Annotated in this window: 15 protein-coding genes; 6 read left to right on the forward strand and 9 right to left on the reverse strand. The window is 65.1% G+C overall.

Going from position 1 to position 16,423, the window contains the following annotated elements; genetic code table 11:
• Positions 1-37 precede the first annotated feature (37 nt).
• Positions 38-1,048, reverse strand: a complete 1,011-nt coding sequence (locus tag DSM43276_RS17525; RefSeq protein WP_078327765.1) for an alcohol dehydrogenase catalytic domain-containing protein — start codon at positions 1,046-1,048, stop codon at positions 38-40.
• A gap of 281 nt (positions 1,049-1,329) precedes the next feature.
• On the opposite strand from DSM43276_RS17525, the gene DSM43276_RS17530 reads away from it, so the two are divergent.
• Positions 1,330-1,911 carry a TetR/AcrR family transcriptional regulator gene (locus DSM43276_RS17530; RefSeq protein ID WP_078327689.1) on the forward strand — a complete coding sequence of 194 codons (582 nt, stop codon included), beginning with the start codon at positions 1,330-1,332 and terminating at the stop codon, positions 1,909-1,911.
• A gap of 6 nt (positions 1,912-1,917) precedes the next feature.
• Positions 1,918-2,667: a nucleotidyltransferase domain-containing protein gene (locus DSM43276_RS17535; RefSeq protein WP_078327690.1), complete on the forward strand. Its 750-nt coding sequence runs from the start codon at positions 1,918-1,920 to the stop codon at positions 2,665-2,667.
• Positions 2,668-2,743: 76 nt separating this feature from the next.
• Here the strand turns inward: DSM43276_RS17535 and DSM43276_RS17540 are convergent, their stop codons facing one another.
• On the reverse strand, positions 2,744-3,262 hold the full coding sequence (locus DSM43276_RS17540; protein ID WP_412458613.1) for a PH domain-containing protein: 519 nt from the start codon (positions 3,260-3,262) through the stop codon (positions 2,744-2,746).
• Positions 3,263-3,270: 8 nt separating this feature from the next.
• Positions 3,271-3,732 (reverse strand): hypothetical protein, encoded by a 462-nt coding sequence (locus DSM43276_RS17545; RefSeq protein ID WP_078327692.1) that lies wholly within the window; start codon positions 3,730-3,732, stop codon positions 3,271-3,273.
• A 129-nt stretch (positions 3,733-3,861) separates the two neighbouring features.
• Between DSM43276_RS17545 and DSM43276_RS17550 the strand changes: the two genes are divergently transcribed.
• Both DSM43276_RS17550 and DSM43276_RS17555 read left to right on the forward strand, forming a co-directional pair.
• Positions 3,862-5,874, forward strand: coding sequence for an SDR family oxidoreductase (locus tag DSM43276_RS17550; RefSeq protein WP_078327693.1), 2,013 nt, complete (start codon positions 3,862-3,864; stop codon positions 5,872-5,874).
• Positions 5,875-5,942: 68 nt separating this feature from the next.
• Positions 5,943-6,974, forward strand: a complete 1,032-nt coding sequence (locus tag DSM43276_RS17555; protein ID WP_078327694.1) for a nucleoside hydrolase — start codon at positions 5,943-5,945, stop codon at positions 6,972-6,974.
• Between the two features lie 14 nt (positions 6,975-6,988).
• Here the strand turns inward: DSM43276_RS17555 and DSM43276_RS17560 are convergent, their stop codons facing one another.
• The 4 genes from DSM43276_RS17560 to DSM43276_RS17575 all read right to left on the reverse strand — a co-directional run bounded on the left by DSM43276_RS17560 (position 6,989) and on the right by DSM43276_RS17575 (position 11,321).
• A complete protein-coding gene (locus tag DSM43276_RS17560; RefSeq protein WP_234802925.1) occupies positions 6,989-8,509 on the reverse strand; it encodes a DNA polymerase Y family protein in 1,521 nt (506 codons plus the stop codon).
• 70 nt (positions 8,510-8,579) lie between these two features.
• Entirely contained in the window at positions 8,580-9,284 is a 705-nt protein-coding gene (locus DSM43276_RS17565; RefSeq protein ID WP_078327766.1) for a hypothetical protein, read from the reverse strand.
• Positions 9,285-9,474: 190 nt separating this feature from the next.
• Positions 9,475-10,116 (reverse strand): LuxR C-terminal-related transcriptional regulator, encoded by a 642-nt coding sequence (locus tag DSM43276_RS17570; RefSeq protein ID WP_078327696.1) that lies wholly within the window; start codon positions 10,114-10,116, stop codon positions 9,475-9,477.
• A complete protein-coding gene (locus DSM43276_RS17575; protein ID WP_268807837.1) occupies positions 10,116-11,321 on the reverse strand; it encodes an ATP-binding protein in 1,206 nt (401 codons plus the stop codon). The genes DSM43276_RS17570 and DSM43276_RS17575 overlap by 1 nt, the downstream gene beginning before the upstream one ends.
• 163 nt (positions 11,322-11,484) lie before the next feature.
• Here DSM43276_RS17575 and DSM43276_RS17580 point away from each other — a divergent pair, with 163 nt between their 5' ends.
• Together DSM43276_RS17580 and DSM43276_RS17585 are read left to right on the forward strand one after the other, a co-directional pair.
• Complete coding sequence (locus DSM43276_RS17580; protein ID WP_078327698.1) at positions 11,485-12,642, forward strand: PspC domain-containing protein; 1,158 nt, start codon at positions 11,485-11,487, stop codon at positions 12,640-12,642.
• The gene (locus DSM43276_RS17585; protein WP_078327699.1) at positions 12,635-12,919 is read left to right on the forward strand and encodes a tetraspanin family protein; all 285 of its coding nucleotides are present in this window, start codon (positions 12,635-12,637) and stop codon (positions 12,917-12,919) included. The genes DSM43276_RS17580 and DSM43276_RS17585 overlap by 8 nt, the downstream gene beginning before the upstream one ends.
• An 87-nt stretch (positions 12,920-13,006) precedes the next feature.
• On the opposite strand, the gene guaA is transcribed toward DSM43276_RS17585, so the two are convergent.
• Together guaA and DSM43276_RS17595 are read right to left on the reverse strand one after the other, a co-directional pair.
• A complete protein-coding gene (gene guaA / locus DSM43276_RS17590) occupies positions 13,007-14,575 on the reverse strand; it encodes a glutamine-hydrolyzing GMP synthase (protein WP_078327700.1) in 1,569 nt (522 codons plus the stop codon).
• Between the two features lie 80 nt (positions 14,576-14,655).
• On the reverse strand, positions 14,656-16,401 hold the full coding sequence (locus DSM43276_RS17595) for an FAD-dependent oxidoreductase (protein ID WP_078327701.1): 1,746 nt from the start codon (positions 16,399-16,401) through the stop codon (positions 14,656-14,658).
• Between the last annotated feature and the right edge of the window lie 22 nt (positions 16,402-16,423).

Consider the following 16,423-nt stretch of genomic DNA (forward strand, 5'->3'; position numbering starts at 1 on the left):
CCGGGCGGGCGCCGTCAGCGCCCGCCCGGGGAGTGAATCAGCTGAACGCGGACGGCGTGAAGACGCCGCGGAAGCGGACTTTCCCGGAGACAAGCCGGTCGTATGCCTCGGTGGCCTGATCCAGAGAGAAGGTCTCGATGATGGGTTTGACCTTGCCCCTGGCGGCGTAGTCGAGGATTTCACCAAGTCGCTGCTGGCCGCCATGTGTAGACCCGACGACCTTCTGGCGCATCATATGGAAGGGCACGGCCCCCGATGCGATCTCGAACGGGTGGTTGAAATCCAGACCACTTAAAGCGACCCGGCCGTCCGGGCGCACGCCGGTCATCGCGTCCTGCGCTGCGGCGAACGCGTTCGTGGTCACCATCAACACATCGGCCCCGCCGATATCGAACAGTTCCTTGCCGTTGGCCACCACATGATCAGCCCCTAACTGCAGGGCAAGGTCGCGCTTGTCCGGGGAATGAGTGATCGCGATCGTCTCGAACCCACTGGCCTTGGAAAGCTGCAGTGCGACATGGCCAAGACCACCAATACCCACGACTGCCACCCGCTCATGCGGTTGCGGCTCAACATCCCGGAAGCTGCTCCACGTGGTGTAACCGGCACACATGATCGGCGCGGCCAGCTCATAGGGCAGCCCGTCGGGCAGCAGCACCGTGCCTTCAGCGGACAGCGCCACATACTCGGCGTGACCACCCTGGGCGGCAAAACCCGAGGTCCGCGGATTGACACATTGCACCGCGGTCTGGCCTGTCAGCGGACGGTTCTGGCGGCAATAGGCGCACCGCCCGCACGCCGACTGCACCCAGGTGGCCCCGACCCGGTCACCGATCTCGCGGGTATGCACACCGGCACCCACCTCGATGACCTCGCCGACGATTTCATGGCCCGGAGTCTGGGGGTAAATATCACCGCCATAACCCTGCGTGGCCCACGCGTCGGTGTAACACATGCCCGAGGCATGCACCTTGACCAGCACCTGCCCCGGCTCTGCCGTCGGCGTAGGTACCTCCTGAACCTCCCACGGCCGATTCGCACCCGTCATCACGATTGCCTTCACAAAGATCGCCTCCTCAACTCGTCATCAAAAATGCCCCGCCCCGGCGCCGCAATCCGCGGTAACACGCCCACAGTGGCTAACTGTCCGGGTATTCCGAACACTAGCTCAGCCGTTCCCGCAAATCAATAACTAGATAGTTACCTAGGTAGTGCCGTTCTGGAATCACACAACCGGCGCAACCCACTCACTAGACGCCGTCAGATGACGCACCGATGCCACCGCGCCGAAGAATTGGTAACTGAATAGTTACCTTTACGCTCAGAAACATGCCCCCGGACGCTTCTGCCACCAAGAAGCGCCTGCTCGACGCCGCTTACGCCGAGTTTGCCGAGTTTGGGCTCGCGGGGGCTCGAGTCGACCGGATAGGTGCCGCGGCCGAAGCCAACAAGCGGCTGCTCTACGTCTACTTCACCAACAAGGAAACGCTCTTCGACATTGTTGTCGCGCACTCCATCGAGCAGATGTCCGAGGCGGTTCCGTTCACCCCCGAAGACTTGCCGGGGTACGCGGGCGCGTTGTTCGACCACCTGGTCGAAAACCCTCAACACCTCCGCCTGGCGACATGGGCTCAGCTCGAACGTCTCGATGCTGGCCCCTCAGAGACCAACGCCTACGCGACCAAGATCAAAGCCATCGCCGATACCTGCCCGCCGGACGGCGATCTGGAACCGGCCGACATTCTGGCGCTCACTCTCGGATTGACCACCGCCTGGCTGGGTGCCTCGTCGGCACTGCGTGCACAGTCGGCGGCCGAACCCTTCTCCCCCGAACGTCTGGCCCGCCATCGCGCCGCACTGGTGGCGGCCGTCGAAGCGCTCCTCTCAACACGGGCCAATCCACAGCCCTGACCCCCGATGACCGACACCGACTTCCTCGACTCCGTCGCCGACAGACTGGCGGCACTTCCCGCTGTCGAGGCGGTTACCCTCGGCGGTTCCCGCGCACAGGGCACGCACCGCCCGGACAGCGACTGGGACCTGGCGATCTACTACCGCGGCGATTTCGACCCTGACGAACTGCGCCAGATCGGTTGGGATGGAGAGGTCTCCGAGATCGGCGCTTGGGGCGGCGGGATATTCAACGGCGGCGCCTGGCTGCACATCGATGGCCGGGATATCGACGTGCATTACCGCGATCTGGCAGACGTCCAGAAGCAACTGGTACGCGCGGAGCGGGGCGAGTTCCACATCGAACCGCTGATGTTCCACCTTGCGGGAATCCCCAGCTACCTGGTGGCGGGTGAGCTCGCCCTCAACAAGGTGCTGCACGGCATCCTGCCGTGCCCGGATTACCCTGCGGCGCTTCGTGAGTCAGCGCCCGAAGTATGGGCCGCGCGGGCCGCGCTGAATGTGCGCTATGCCGAGAAAAATCATGCACCGCAGGGCCGGGTGACTCAGTGCGCGGGACTACTGGCCGTCGCCGCGATGGAGTACGCCCACGCGGCCCGGGCCGCCCGCGGCGCGTGGGTGACCAACGAAAAGCAGCTGATCGACGCGGCCGGGCTTTCGGCCGTACACACGATTCTCGCCGGGTTGTCGCCCGATCCGGCGGCGCTCACCAACGCCGTCGAGGAGATCCGCTCGCTCGGCGAAAGTGTGAGCTAACGCGAGATCTTCGCGCGGAGCGGGCCGCAGCGATGCAAACACTCACGACCTCGCGGCGGCCGGGAACAACGTCACTTCATTGATATACCGAAGCCTCATCCACCAACCCGAACAGCTTCTCGACGACCTCACGCGCGGTCTCGACATCCAGGCCCACGATTCGCAGCTCTCCCTGATCCGCCCGCACCACCACCATCGCCAACCCCAAGGATCGCGACAGTGGGTCTTGTCGCAGTTCCACGGTCCGCACCAAGGCAAACGGAATGACCCAGAAAGATCTGAGCCACAACGTCTTCGACGCGATATACACCAGGTTGTCGTCGAGGACTCCCCAACGATATGCGCGATAGCGCTGCAGGGGCCGAAGGATCACCCACGCCACCGCACCTGCGATGCACAGCAGCCCCAACACGCCCACCGCATGCTGCAACGGGGTGCTCGCGTGCGCGGGCGGCGCCGTCACGGCCCATACCGCCGCGACCACGGCAACCAGAGGGATGCACGCCAACGCGTATTGGATGGCCCAGAGCACGGGCGCCGATCTACTGGCACCGAGTCCGACCGGCACAATCGGCGTCACAGGCGTCGTGGACACCGTATCGATCACCGTTCATCCCCCATCGTCGGAGCGAACCGACGCATCCACACCTGCCGTATCGCCACGGCCGCAAGGACGAATACCAGAATCGCAGTCGGCGACCAGATGACCGTACTGTCGATGCCACCGAACGCGTAGCCAATCACCCCCATCGAGATGAATGGGATAACAACTGTCACCGCGGCCCGCCACTGTCGGATGATCGCCATCTCGACGACGGCCGAGACCACCACGATCGAAAACGCGGCGAACACGACCACGCCCACCAGCTGCACGGTGGGGTCGAACGACGTGACGTAGTCGGCGTAGCGGTGCGGCGCACCATCGGTCAGCGGCGTGTACGCGGTCCAACCGAAATCCCAGCCCCGAGGGTCGAGCCCCCGGTTCACCAGCACGGCTACCACGCACGACCACCAGGCAGCATTGCCCGTGGTCCGGGCAGCACTGAACACCTGGATGCGCGACATTCCTGGAGTATCCCCCATGGCTAACTCCCCAATGACGAACTTGTCACACAACGTTGACGAAACACCCCAAAACGGCAACGATGACTCCAACCGGGCCGATAAGCGGCCCAACAGTCTCAGAGGTAGCACGTGAAATACATCGTTACCGGCGGCACCGGCTTCATCGGACGACGGATCGTGTCCCGAATTCTCGAGACCCAGCCGGGCGCCGAGGTCGCCGTCCTGGTGCGGCGTGAATCCCTCTCGCGGTTCGAGAAGCTCGCCGAACAATGGGACGACCGCGTGCAGCCGCTGGTGGGTGACCTCACTCAAGCCGATCTCGGCCTGCCCGCCGACGGGGATCCGGTCACCGCCGATCACATCGTGCACTGTGCCGCGATCTATGACATCACCGTGGACGACCAGGCACAGCGCACCGCGAACGTGGAGGGCACGCGATCTGTCATCGCGCTGGCCAAACGCACCGGTGCCACCCTGCACCACATCTCCTCCATCGCGGTCGCGGGCAGTTACGAGGGCGAATTCACCGAGGAAGACTTCGACGTCAACCAGGATCTGCCGACGCCCTATCACCAGACCAAGTTCGAGGCCGAGTTACTGGTGCGCTCGGAGCCCGGCCTGCACTTCCGGATTTACCGGCCTGCCGTCGTCGTCGGCGATTCCAAGACCGGCGAGATGGACAAGATCGACGGCCCGTACTACTTCTTCGGGGTGTTCGCCAAGCTTGCGCGCCTGCCCCGGTTCACACCGATGATGCTGCCAAAGGCCGGGCGCTCCAACATCGTTCCGGTCGATTACGTCGTCGACGCGACCGTCGAGCTGATGCACCAGGAGGGCCGTGATGGGCAGGCCTTCCACCTGACCAATCCTGAGGTGACCTACCTGCGCGATATCTACTCCGGCATTGCGCCCGCTGCCGGTCTGCCACCCGTGCGTGGCTCGCTTCCCCATGCCATGGCCACCCCGTTTCTGCGGGCACGCGGAACGCTCAAGGTCTGGCGCAACATGGTGGTCACCCAGCTCGGCATCCCGCCCGAGGTCATCGACATCACCGAGATCATGCCCACCTTCGTCTCCGAGGCGACGCAAAAAGCCTTGCGTCCCAGTGGTATTACGGTGCCCCCGTTTAGCAGCTACGCGGGCAAGCTGTATCAGTACTGGCGCAAGAATCTGGACCCGGAGCGGTACCGCCGTGACGACCCCGCCGGACCGCTGGTCGGCCGGCACGTCATCATCACCGGCGCATCCAGCGGTATCGGACGTGCGGCAGCCATCGCGGTCGCCCAGCGCGGTGGCACCGTCTTCGCCGTAGCGCGCGACGCCGAGGCGCTCGACAACCTTGTCGCGGAGATCCGCGAGGACGGCGGTAAGGCGCATGCGTTTCCCTGCGATCTGACCGACTATTCGGCCGTCGACGACACCGTGAAGAGCATCCTCGGCCAGTTCGGGCATGTGGACTATCTGGTCAACAATGCCGGTCGCTCGATTCGCCGTTCGGTGGTGAACACCGTCGACCGATTCCATGACTACGAACGGGTCATGGCGATCAACTACTTTGGCGCCGTGCGCCTGGTGCTGGCGCTTCTCCCTCATTGGCGGGAAAGGAAATTCGGCCATGTCGTCAATGTGTCGACGGCCGGTGTGCAGACCCGCAACCCCAAGTACGCGTCGTACATCCCCACCAAGGCGGCACTGGATGCCTTCTCCGATGTGGTCGCGACCGAGACGGTGTCGGATCACATCACCTTCACCAATATCCATATGCCGCTGGTGAAGACGCCGATGATCCAGCCTTCCAACAAGCTGAACGTGGTACGCGGGCTCACGCCGGAACATGCCGCCGCCATGGTGGTTCGCGGACTGATCGAGAAGCCGACCCGGATCGACCATCCGATGGGCACCTACGCCGATATCGGCCGGTATATGACACCGAAGCTGACCCGGCGGATCATGCACCAGATGTATCTGGCATATCCGGATTCCCGGGCCGCCCGGGGCTTGGAGCCCGTCGACGATCGCCAGGACCTGTCGACCTCGCGACGTCGCCCCAAGGCGGCCAAGCGCGTTGCGACCGTCCCGAAGTTACGTGTTCCAGGTCCGGTGATGAAGGTGGTACGCCTCATCCCCGGAGTGCATTGGTGAGCTAGAAACGGGCCGCAAGACACGCCGGTGCCCGGATTAGCGAGCTAACTGACGGTAGGTTGACGTCCATGGTTTCCGTTTTTGCCGACGTTGATACCGGAGTCGACGACGCACTGGGATTGATCCTTCTCCTCGCTAGCGAGGACGTGGAGATCGTCGGTATCGCCTCTACGGCGGGCAATGTCTCAGTGGATCATGTCTGCGCGAACAATCTGGGGCTGCTAGAGCTGTGCAAGGCCCCGCAGATCCCCGTATCCAAGGGCGTCGCCGAGCCGTTGAGCGCGGCGCTACGCACCGCAGAAGACACGCATGGACCCACCGGGCTCGGGTATGCCGTGCTGCCGAACTCCACGCGCACGCTCACCGATTACGACGCGGCCGAGGCCTGGGTGAGGGCCGCGCACGCACACCCCGGCGAGTTGGTGGGCCTGGCGACCGGCCCGCTCACCAATTTGGCGCTGGCCCTGCGCACCGAGCCCGAGTTGCCCAAACTCATCAAACGGCTGGTCATCATGGGCGGCTCCTTCGACTACCCGGGCAACACCACGCCGGTGGCGGAATGGAATGTCGTGGTGGATCCGGGCGCGACGGCGGAGGTGTACGCCGCGTGGGGAGCCGCTGGCGTACAAGAACTTCCGATCGTGTGCGGCCTGAATCTCACCGAGACGATCGCCATGACACCAGAGCATCTGGTCAGACTGGCCGAGGCCACGGGTGCCACCACCACGCCGCTGTCGGTGCTCGACCTTCCGTCGAGCCGTTCGGCGGCGACCAACTCGCTGCTGCGATTTATCGAAGACGCGGTGCGTTTCTATTTCGAGTTCCATATGAAGCAGGACGAGGGCTTCTTGGCGCATATGCACGATCCGTTCGCCGCTGCGGTGGCGCTGGATCCATCATTGGTCCAAACCCGCTCCGCAACCGTGGATGTCGAGCTGACTGGCGACCTGACCCGTGCGATGACCATCGCGGACTGGAAGGGCCAGTGGGGCCAGAAGCCCAATGCGCAGATCGCGGTGGAAACCGACCCCGAGGCGTTCTTCGCGCGATTCATCGAGCGAGTGAGCGTATTCGCGCGAAAGGTTGACGGCGCTCGCTGATTCCGGCGAGACCGTCATTCATAAACACCCTCCACGTACCATCGCTGCCTGCGGAAATGCAGGAGCAGCGCCTGACCGCCACCCGTGTCTTCCAGCAGCACTTGGGCCCTGGCGGCCACGGATACCGGAGCGGGAGTCGGCTCTTGCTCCTCCCACCATCGCTCATCGATCGGCCATGGTCCCGCCCACCAACTCAGCTCCCAGCGTCCATTGCCCCGCCGGACCCTGGCCGGTTCCCCGGAGAACATTCCCCGTCCGGTCACCGTCACCGGCGCTCCATCGATATCTAACAGCTCCACCGGTTCGCCGTCCTCGCCGAGCAGCACCGTCGGAGCCGGATCGGGCAGCCTCCCGGGCCACGGCGCATCGGGATCGGCCCGTGGTCTCAACTCATCTCCTAAGGGCACCAATGTAATTCGTTCGGCCGGGCCACGCCCGCCGCTGACCACTCCCACTTGTACCGACTCCTCTCCCAATAAATCCTGAACTCGTGTCAATGCGCGACGAGCACGCTGGCGTTCCTCAGCGCCCACCGCCCCCCACAACGTCAGCTGCAATGCCTCGGCAGCCACCACCTCGACCGGCTCCAACCGCAACATCGCCACCGGTCCGTCCAGAGACCGGCGCCGGGCAAGCCAGCCGTCAAGCTGCCAGCGCACCCGATCGGCGGTCGCCTCCTCGGTCAGCGGTTCGGCACACCGCCACACCCGCGACAACTCCTGGCCGTCCACCGTCACCGCGTGAATGGCCAACCGGGAGCAGGCCACTCCGGCCGAGGCCAGCGCCTCGTGCAGGCTCACCGCCAGCGTTCGCCCCGCGAAAGCCGCCGCATCCACCCGCTCGATCGGCGGATCACACGGCAGCTCGACCCCCAGCTCGGCCGGGACCGCATGGCCCGAGGGAGAGCGCTGCGGTTCGGCACGCGCATGGCGGTGGGCCTGCACCGCGTCATCGTCGAACCGCGAGGCGACATCCGACCGCGCCAGCTCCGCGAAAGCTCCTATGGTGCGGATTCCCATACGCCACAACAGATCCACCAAGTCTTCGCGCTGCGGGTGACACAGGCTGGGTTCGGCGGCCATCTCCTTGATCGACAGTGGAGCCAGGAACTCCGCATCCCCACCGGGGGACACCAATGCCGCATGCCGCGCGGCGTACACCGCCGTGGACATCTGATCGGCAATGCCCACCTGGCATTCGGCCCCGGCCACCGAGACCGCATCGGCCAGCCGTTCCGCCGCGGTCTGCTCACTGCCGAAGTACCGGGCGGCACCGGTCACCGGCAGCGCCATCAGCCCGGGGCGCAGGATCTCGGCCCCCGGCACCAGATCATCCACCGCGGCGATCATCGGCTCGAAGAACCGCGCATCGCGATCGACATCGGCCGCCACGATATGCAGTTGTGGACAACGGGCTTGAGACTCGCGCCGCCGCATACCCCGTCGCACCCCCAGTGCCCGTGCGGCGGCAGTGCATGCCGTCACCCTGTTGGCCAGGGTCACCGCCACGGGCCGGGTAGCAGGAAGATCAGCCATCGCCGCAGCCGCCACCGCTGGCCAGTCCGGGCACCAAATCGCCAGCACCCGAGGAGCTTTACGCTGCCGTCTATGCGGACCTGATCGAGCCACGGCTGCCACACACCTCCCCGGCAGCTCTGGACACCCCGCGCCCCGTCGCCCGTACCACTGTCCGCACCCCACGAATCCGCCCCAGCCCACAGGCAGCCACCCCGTCATAGCCGGTTACCCGGGCCTGCAACCGCACCGCGGCGCCTTCCCAATCTCCCTCGACGGCCAACAGCGTGCATCCGTTGCTGTGTGCCCGGGCCACTATCGCGCGTGCCGATGTCGAGGTCACTCTTCGGCCACCCAGACCCAGCACCACCAGATCCATCCCGTCCATGAGCACCGAGGCCACCTCCACCGCACTCAGGCCCGGGTGGGGAATCAACGCCAGCCGGCTCAGATCCGCCCCCCGCTCCACTGCCGCCAACACGCTCACCTCCGGCATGCCCACAATCGCGGCGTATCCGCCCGCGGCGGTCACCGAAGCCACCACATCCAGGGGCAGTGAACGGGCTCCGCTGGCCACCGCGACCGTGCCGCGCCGCAACACGTGACCTATCGATCTGGCCAGCACATCGGACCCCGGCAGCAAAGATTGAGCGTCCGGCAGCGCCTCCTGGAACCGGCCAGCCGACGACCTGTCCCCACCGACCTTTCCCGATATCGACGCCATCTGCTGCCGGAGCTTTTGTAGCTGGTCAGCGCGGTTGACCAGCACCTCATCGGCGGCCGCCACTGCCGTCACAACCGCACCTCCAGACACACTCGACTAGAACATATGTTCGATGTCTGGAGTAAACACCTAGCCACCGACAACCGTCAAGACGGGAGGTACGGGCTGGGCCCCATGCTGGCCCCATCTGCCGACACGCCGCGTTGCGGCGGATTCCTGTCGCGCACGTCCGCCACGAGGCCCAGTGTCGGCGGGCCTGGTCCTAGTCGAGCTGGCGGGTATGCGCCCAACGGGTCAACGCGTTGCGATTGGACTGCTGCGTCTTACGCAGCACATTGGAGGCATGCGTCTCCACCGTCTTGACGGAGATCACCAGATCCTCGGCGATCTCCCGGTAGGTGTATCCGCGGGCGAGGAGCCGCAGCACCTCAAGCTCGCGTGGAGTCAACGAGTCCAGCTCCGGATCCAGTGCCGGCTCCGGAGCATTCGAGCGTCCGGTGAACGAATCGAGCACGAATCCGGCAAGGCGCGGACTGAACACCGCATCCCCTCCGGCCACCCGGCGCACCGCATCGGCGAGTTCACTCCCCGAGATCGTCTTGGTGACATAGCCTCTGGCTCCCGCGCGAATTACCGCAATGACGTCCTCGGCCGCATCCGACACACTGAGCGCTAGAAACACCGGTCCGGAACCGCCGACCCCGTTGATGACGGCGACCCCACCACCGGAGGGCATGTGCACATCAAGCAACACCACATCCGGTGCGCTGACCCGTATTCCGGTGACCGCCTCGACAACCGAACCGGCCTCCCCCACGATCTCGATATCCGATTCGCCCGCCAGCTCAGCCCGCACCCCGGACCGGAACACCCCGTGATCGTCGACCAGGAATACCCGCAGCATTACGCACCCTTCTGCGCGTCGTCATGATTGGCATCGTTGTACGGCATGGTAATTCGCACCTCGGTACCCTTGCCGATCTCCGATTTGATCTGTACCTGTCCACCGCGGCGCATCACCCTGGCCTTGATGGAGCGCACGATGCCCTGCCGGTCCTGTGGCACCGCCTCGAGATCAAACCCCTTGCCCCGGTCTCTGACGAAAACGCTGATCTGCCCGGGTTCCACCTCGGCATAAAGGTTGATATCCGATTGCCCGGAATGCTTGGCGGCGTTGACGAGTGCCTCGCGGATGGCCCCGATCAGCGCTCGTCTGGTCTCGGGTTCCGCAGACAGATCGGCATCGCCAACGATCACCGAACTGACCACCACGGTGTGCGCATCCTCCACCTCCCCGGCCACGGTGCGCAGCTCCTGTGCCAGCGATGAGTCCGAGGAGACCCCCGCGGAGAACAACCAGCTGCGCAGTTCCCGCTCCTGGCTGCGAGCCAGCCGCAGCACCTCACCGGGGTTATCTGTCCGCTTCTGGATCAGCGCCAGCGTCTGGAGCACCGAATCGTGCAGATGCGAGGCGATTTCTTCACGCTCCTCGGTACGGATGCGTGCGGCACGCTCGGCACCGAGAGCACGCCACAATCGCAGCCACAACGGCACTGTCAACAGCACCGCGCCCACCAAGGTGGCGGCGATCGCCACCAGCGAGTCACGCAGCGAGGACAAATCCACATTGCGCAAGACCACCACCGCGATCCCACCGAAGACCAGTGCCGCACCGGCGATCACCCGGACCAAGGTCAACAGCGACGATTTGCCCGACTCGCCCAGCACCGCCGAACTTGGCCCCTGCGTATCGAATTCACGCCACACCACGGCGAGCCCGACCAGCGCCAGCACAATGGGGAAGACCAATGCTGCCGTCGAACCACTGATCGTGGACATCAAGATGATCAGCGCGGCAAGACTCAACAGCAAGAGCCCTGTCGCCCGCCTGCGGTCCGTCGCGCTGACAGCGGCGACGTCGTCGCCCGGCGGCATCAGCATCCACAGCAGCCCGTAGGCCGCGATGCCCATTCCGCTGGCCGCACCGAGCACCGCAAAGGCCAATCGCACCCGAAACACCGGAACGTCGAGATGATCGGCGAGCCCCCCGGCGACACCGGCGATCACCCGTCCACCGGTACGCCGACGCAACGGCGGGGCGGCAGTCAGCCGATTCCCGCCGGCGAACGCATTCCGGAACGTGGGACTCACCTCTGCGATACTGCCATGGCAAAGCTCCCTACGGCATCGGGCTTATCCCTGAACCCCGCCTTGCAAAGATCAGGGTGAATCCTGATGGCGTACATGCCCGCGACTGGGCAACATAGCTGTCATGGATACGGATACCACCACCAAACGGACGCCGTCCTCCACCCTCGGAGACATGTGGCGGACGCGGCCGTTGCGACTGCCGGGACATGGCAAGCTCGCCGGTGTTGCCGCGGGAATCGGCTACCGCTACAACGTGGATCCGCTGTTGGTACGCGTAATTTTCGTGGTGACAACAATTTTCGGCGGCGCGGGCGCCATCATGTATGTGGCGTGCTGGTTGCTGATGCCCACCGCCCGCTACACCACCCCGTACCACGAGTCCAAGGTGAAGATGGTCTTCTGGATCATCGTCTTGCTGCTTGTCGGCGGACCGTTCATCGATCCCGACCGCGACCCGTGGGGATTGGTCAGTGCCGTCGTCCTGCTCGGGGGCTGGTATCTGCTCTATCAGCGCCAGACCGAAACTCCCGCGCCTCCGGCGAGTTCGACGGCGCAGTCCAGCACCGGTGAGCCTCTCACCACTGAAGATGGCGAATCGAACAGCAATACCGCGGCCACCGAGCCGCTCTTGCCGCCTCCCCCGCCCACGTGGGATCCACTACGGGCGGCCCCTTTCGCCTGGGACGTACCCGATCAGGTTCCGTTGCCCGCACCGCCTGCCAAACCCAGGTCTCGCGTGGTCTCGGTGACCATCGGGGCGGCGCTCATCATCAGCGCGGTGCTCGTGGCCATCGGGCTACTCGGCGGCAGCTGGGTAACACCCGTAGTGGTGGCAGCGGCGGCACTGGTTGTCCTGGGAGTGGGCATGTTGGTCGGGGCATGGCTCCGCAGCGGTTACTCACTGCTCTTCCTGGCGGTACCGCTGGCCGTATTCGTCATCGTGGCATCCTCCATCGGCCCACTCGAGGTGTCACCCAACGTCGGCGACCAAAGTTACCGTGTCACAGAGGCTTCCGATATCGAGGACTATTACGAGATCGGTATCGGCACCATCACCCTCGACCTCACGCAGGTCACACTCACCCACGATAAGACGGTAAATCTCGACGTCGGGATGGGCGATATCCAGGTACTGGTTCCTCCCTCGATGAATGTGCACACCTCATGCGAGGTGAGCATCGGCAGCTTCGATTGCCTGCCCTCGCCCAACGGCACCGGTCCGGTACTGACGATCAACGCAACGGTAAATGTAGGAAGTATTGAGGTGCAACGTGTCTGAGAACATCGACGAACCAGTATCCGGCGCCGACCATGAGCTCACAGCCGAGAATCGAGCGGGATCCTCGCCGGAGGCCACCGCCGAGGAGAAGGGCAGACCGTCCATCCTGTTGGTCCTGTCCGGGCTGGTCGCCTTGGTCGTCGGGGGCTGGGCCCTGACCGGCCAAGACTTCGGAGCATTGGTGCACAGCAATCTGCTCGGCTGGGTCGCGATTGCCGTGGCGATCGCCATAGGCGTTGCGCTGGTAGCGATTCCGACCCGCCGTAACCGGACCTGAGTAACCCCTAGTCGGCCCCCGCACGCGGGTGGGGGCACCTCCCACTCGTGGGGGCGTACCCCAACGCTCTCGCCCGCCGGACGAAGCTCACTCCCATTCGATGGTGCCGGGCGGCTTGCTGGTGATGTCCAGCACCACCCGGTTCACCTCGGGAACCTCGTTGGTGATTCGGGTCGAGATGCGCTCCAGCACCTCGTACGGCAGACGCGTCCAATCGGCGGTCATCGCGTCCTCACTGGACACCGGCCGCAACACAATCGGATGCCCATAGGTACGGCCGTCACCCTGCACCCCGACCGAGCGCACATCGGCCAACAGCACCACCGGGCACTGCCAGATGTTGCGGTCCTGGCCGGCGGCGGTGAGCTCCTCGCGCGCAATGGCATCGGCGCGGCGCAGAGTGTCCAGCCGGTCCGCGGTGACCTCACCGACGATTCTGATGGCCAGACCCGGCCCCGGGAAGGGCTGGCGGCCAACGATTTCCTCAGGCAAGCCCAGCTCGCGGCCGACCGCCCGGACCTCGTCCTTGAACAGCAGCCGCAGCGGCTCCACAAGGGCGAAGCTCAGGTCCTCGGGCAGCCCACCCACATTGTGGTGACTCTTGATATTGGCGGTGCCGCTGCCGCCCCCGGACTCGACGACGTCCGGGTACAGCGTGCCCTGCACCAAAAACTCGATCCCGTCCTCGGAGTTGCCGATCGCATCGGAGACGGCTCCCTCGAACGCCCGGATGAATTCACGGCCGATGATTTTGCGTTTGGCCTCCGGGTCGCTGACACCGGCGAGCTCACCAAGGAACTTCTCCGCGACATCGACAGTCACCAGCTTGGCGCCGGTGGCCGCCACAAAGTCGTGTTCCACTTGCGCGCGCTCTCCGCTGCGCAGCAGACCGTGGTCGACGAACACACAGGTCAGCCTGTCCCCGATGGCGCGCTGCACCAGGGCTGCCGCCACGGCGGAATCCACCCCACCAGAGAGCCCGCACAATGCGCGGCCGTCACCGATCTGCGCGCGCACCTGCTCGACCAGCGATTCGGCGATATTGGCTGCCGTCCACGCGGATTCGATGCCCGCGAACTCATGCAGGAACCGGCTCAGTACCTGCTGTCCGTGGGGCGAATGCAGCACCTCGGGGTGGTACTGCACACCGGCCAGGCGGCGAGAGCGGTCCTCGAATGCCGCGACAGGAGCACCCTCACTGCTGGCGACCACGGTAAAGCCTTGGGGTGCTTCGGTTACAGCATCGCCGTGGCTCATCCACACGGGCTGGACGTCGGGCAGACCTTCATGCAGGTCTCCGCCCACCACGTTCAGCTCGGTGCGGCCGTACTCGCTGGTGCCGGTGTGCGCGACGGTGCCGCCGAGCACCTGCGCCATGGCCTGAAAGCCGTAGCAGATACCGAAAACGGGAACATCCAAATCGAATACACCGGGGTCGAGCTGGGGTGCGCCCTCTTCATAGACACTCGACGGGCCACCCGACAGGACGATCGCCCGGGGGTTGCGTTCCTTGATCTCGTCGATGCTCGCCGAGTGCGGGATGACCTCGGAGAACACCCGCGCCTCACGCACACGCCGTGCGATCAGCTGCGCGTACTGTGCCCCGAAGTCGATGACCAGAACCGGTCGGTCGCCATGCTGCTCCGTTTGCGCCACTGACTTAGCTTAGTGGCGCTGGGGGCACGCCCCCACGAGTGGGAGGTGCCCCCACCCGCTTGCGGGGGATTACCCCGGATCTAACTGACCGACCGCACCGGTTCGATCGGCAGATTCCGCAAAGCGCCGGGAGCACCCGCCGGAACAACGGGGTGCGCCGGGGGCACCGTCGCCATCCGCTGATACGGCAGCCCCTGCTCCGGACGCAGGTCCATCTCGCCCTTGTTGGGCCACAACGACGCCGCGCGCTCGGCCTGCGCGGTGATACTCAGCGACGGGTTGACGCCCAGGTTCGCCGAGATCGCGGCACCGTCCACGACGTACATGGTCGGGTAGCCGTACACCCGGTGATAGGGGTCGATGACGCCGTCCTCCGGGCTCGTCCCGATCACCGCACCGCCCAGGAAGTGGGCGGTGAGCGGGATGTTGAACAGCTCACCCCAGGTGCCACCCGCCACGCCATCGATCTTGGCGGCAAGCCGCCGCGTGGCCTCGTTGCCCGCGGGAATCCAGGTGGGGTTGGGTTCGCCGTGGCCCTGCTTGCTGTCGAGGCGCCGCCAGAACAGCGTCTTCTTGGTGAACGTGGTGATCGAGTTGTCCAGGTGCTGCATGACCAGGGCGATGACCGTCCGCTCACTCCACTGCGTCACGTTGAGCATGCGCAACGTACCCCGCGGATCGGCACGGGCGGCCTCGACGAGCTGACGCCACCGCGACTTCTCGCCATCGCCGTCGGTCATCAGGGTCTGCAGCAGGCCCATCGCGTTGGAGCCCTTGCCGTACCGCACCGGCTCGATATGCGTGTCGCTGGTCGGGTGGAACGAGGAGGTGATGGCCACACCGTGGGTGAGGTCCAGATCGTCCTTGTACTCCAATCGGCCTGCACCGACGATGGATTCGGAGTTGGTCCGCGTCAACACACCCAGACGCTGCGACAGCTTGGGCAGCAGACCCTTGTCCTTCATCTTGAACAACAGGTTCTGCGTGCCCCAGGTCCCGGCGGCCAGCACCACGTACTTGGCCGTGTAGGTCTTGCGCTGCTTGCGCATCCAGCGGCCCGTCGCCTTGGTGGAAACCCGCCATACACCGTCAGCACCCTGTTCGACCGCGGTGACAGTGGTGAGCGGAATGACCTGGGCACCAGAGGATTCAGCCAGCCCCAGATAGTTCTTGACGAGGGTGTTCTTGGCGCCGACTCGGCAACCGGTCATGCAGGAACCACACTCGGTGCAGCCCACCCGGTCGGGTCCGGCACCACCGAAGTAGGGATCGGCCACCTTGACTCCGGGAGCCTTGGCGCCGTCGGGCCCGAAGTAGACACCCACCGGTGTGGCGACGAAGGTGTCGCCGGCACCCATGTCGTCGGCGACCTCCTTGATGAGCCGATCCGCATCGGTGAAGGTGGGGTTCTTCACCACGCCAAGCATCCGCTGCGCCTGCTCGTAATGCGGCGAGAGCTCGGAACGCCAGTCGGTGATGCCCTTCCACTGCGGGTCGCTGAAGAACGGCTCCGGCGGTACGTACAGCGTGTTGGCGTAGTTCAGCGAGCCACCGCCCACCCCGGCACCCGCCAGGATCATGCAGTTACTCAGCAGATGGATCCGCTGAATCCCGAAGCACTTGAACATCGGCGCCCACAGGAACTTGCGCAGATCCCACGATGTCTCGGCGAATTCCTCGTCCGAGAACCGGCGACCGGCCTCCAGGACCCCTACGCGGTAACCCTTTTCGGTCAACCGCATGGCGGTGACGCTCCCGCCGAATCCGGATCCGACGATGAGGACGTCAAAGTCAGGTTCTGACTGGACTGCTACCGGTGATGACATCGTTGGCCTACCTCCGCGTGGT

This window comes from Mycobacteroides salmoniphilum, from assembly GCF_004924335.1.
Classification (GTDB): Bacteria; Actinomycetota; Actinomycetes; order Mycobacteriales; family Mycobacteriaceae; genus Mycobacterium; species Mycobacterium salmoniphilum.

What these genes read in the sequence shown, in the direction of transcription:
- DSM43276_RS17525 (WP_078327765.1), bottom strand. Translation starts at nt 1,048, where the DNA reads ATGACGGGTGCGAATCGGCCGTGGGAGGTTCAGGAGGTACCTACGCCG.
- DSM43276_RS17530 (WP_078327689.1), top strand. Translation starts at nt 1,330, where the DNA reads ATGCCCCCGGACGCTTCTGCCACCAAGAAGCGCCTGCTCGACGCCGCT.
- DSM43276_RS17535 (WP_078327690.1), top strand. Translation starts at nt 1,918, where the DNA reads ATGACCGACACCGACTTCCTCGACTCCGTCGCCGACAGACTGGCGGCA.
- DSM43276_RS17545 (WP_078327692.1), bottom strand. Translation starts at nt 3,732, where the DNA reads ATGTCGCGCATCCAGGTGTTCAGTGCTGCCCGGACCACGGGCAATGCT.
- DSM43276_RS17555 (WP_078327694.1), top strand. Translation starts at nt 5,943, where the DNA reads ATGGTTTCCGTTTTTGCCGACGTTGATACCGGAGTCGACGACGCACTG.
- DSM43276_RS17560 (WP_234802925.1), bottom strand. Translation starts at nt 8,509, where the DNA reads ATGGCTGATCTTCCTGCTACCCGGCCCGTGGCGGTGACCCTGGCCAAC.
- DSM43276_RS17570 (WP_078327696.1), bottom strand. Translation starts at nt 10,116, where the DNA reads ATGCTGCGGGTATTCCTGGTCGACGATCACGGGGTGTTCCGGTCCGGG.
- DSM43276_RS17580 (WP_078327698.1), top strand. Translation starts at nt 11,485, where the DNA reads ATGGATACGGATACCACCACCAAACGGACGCCGTCCTCCACCCTCGGA.
- DSM43276_RS17595 (WP_078327701.1), bottom strand. Translation starts at nt 16,401, where the DNA reads ATGTCATCACCGGTAGCAGTCCAGTCAGAACCTGACTTTGACGTCCTC.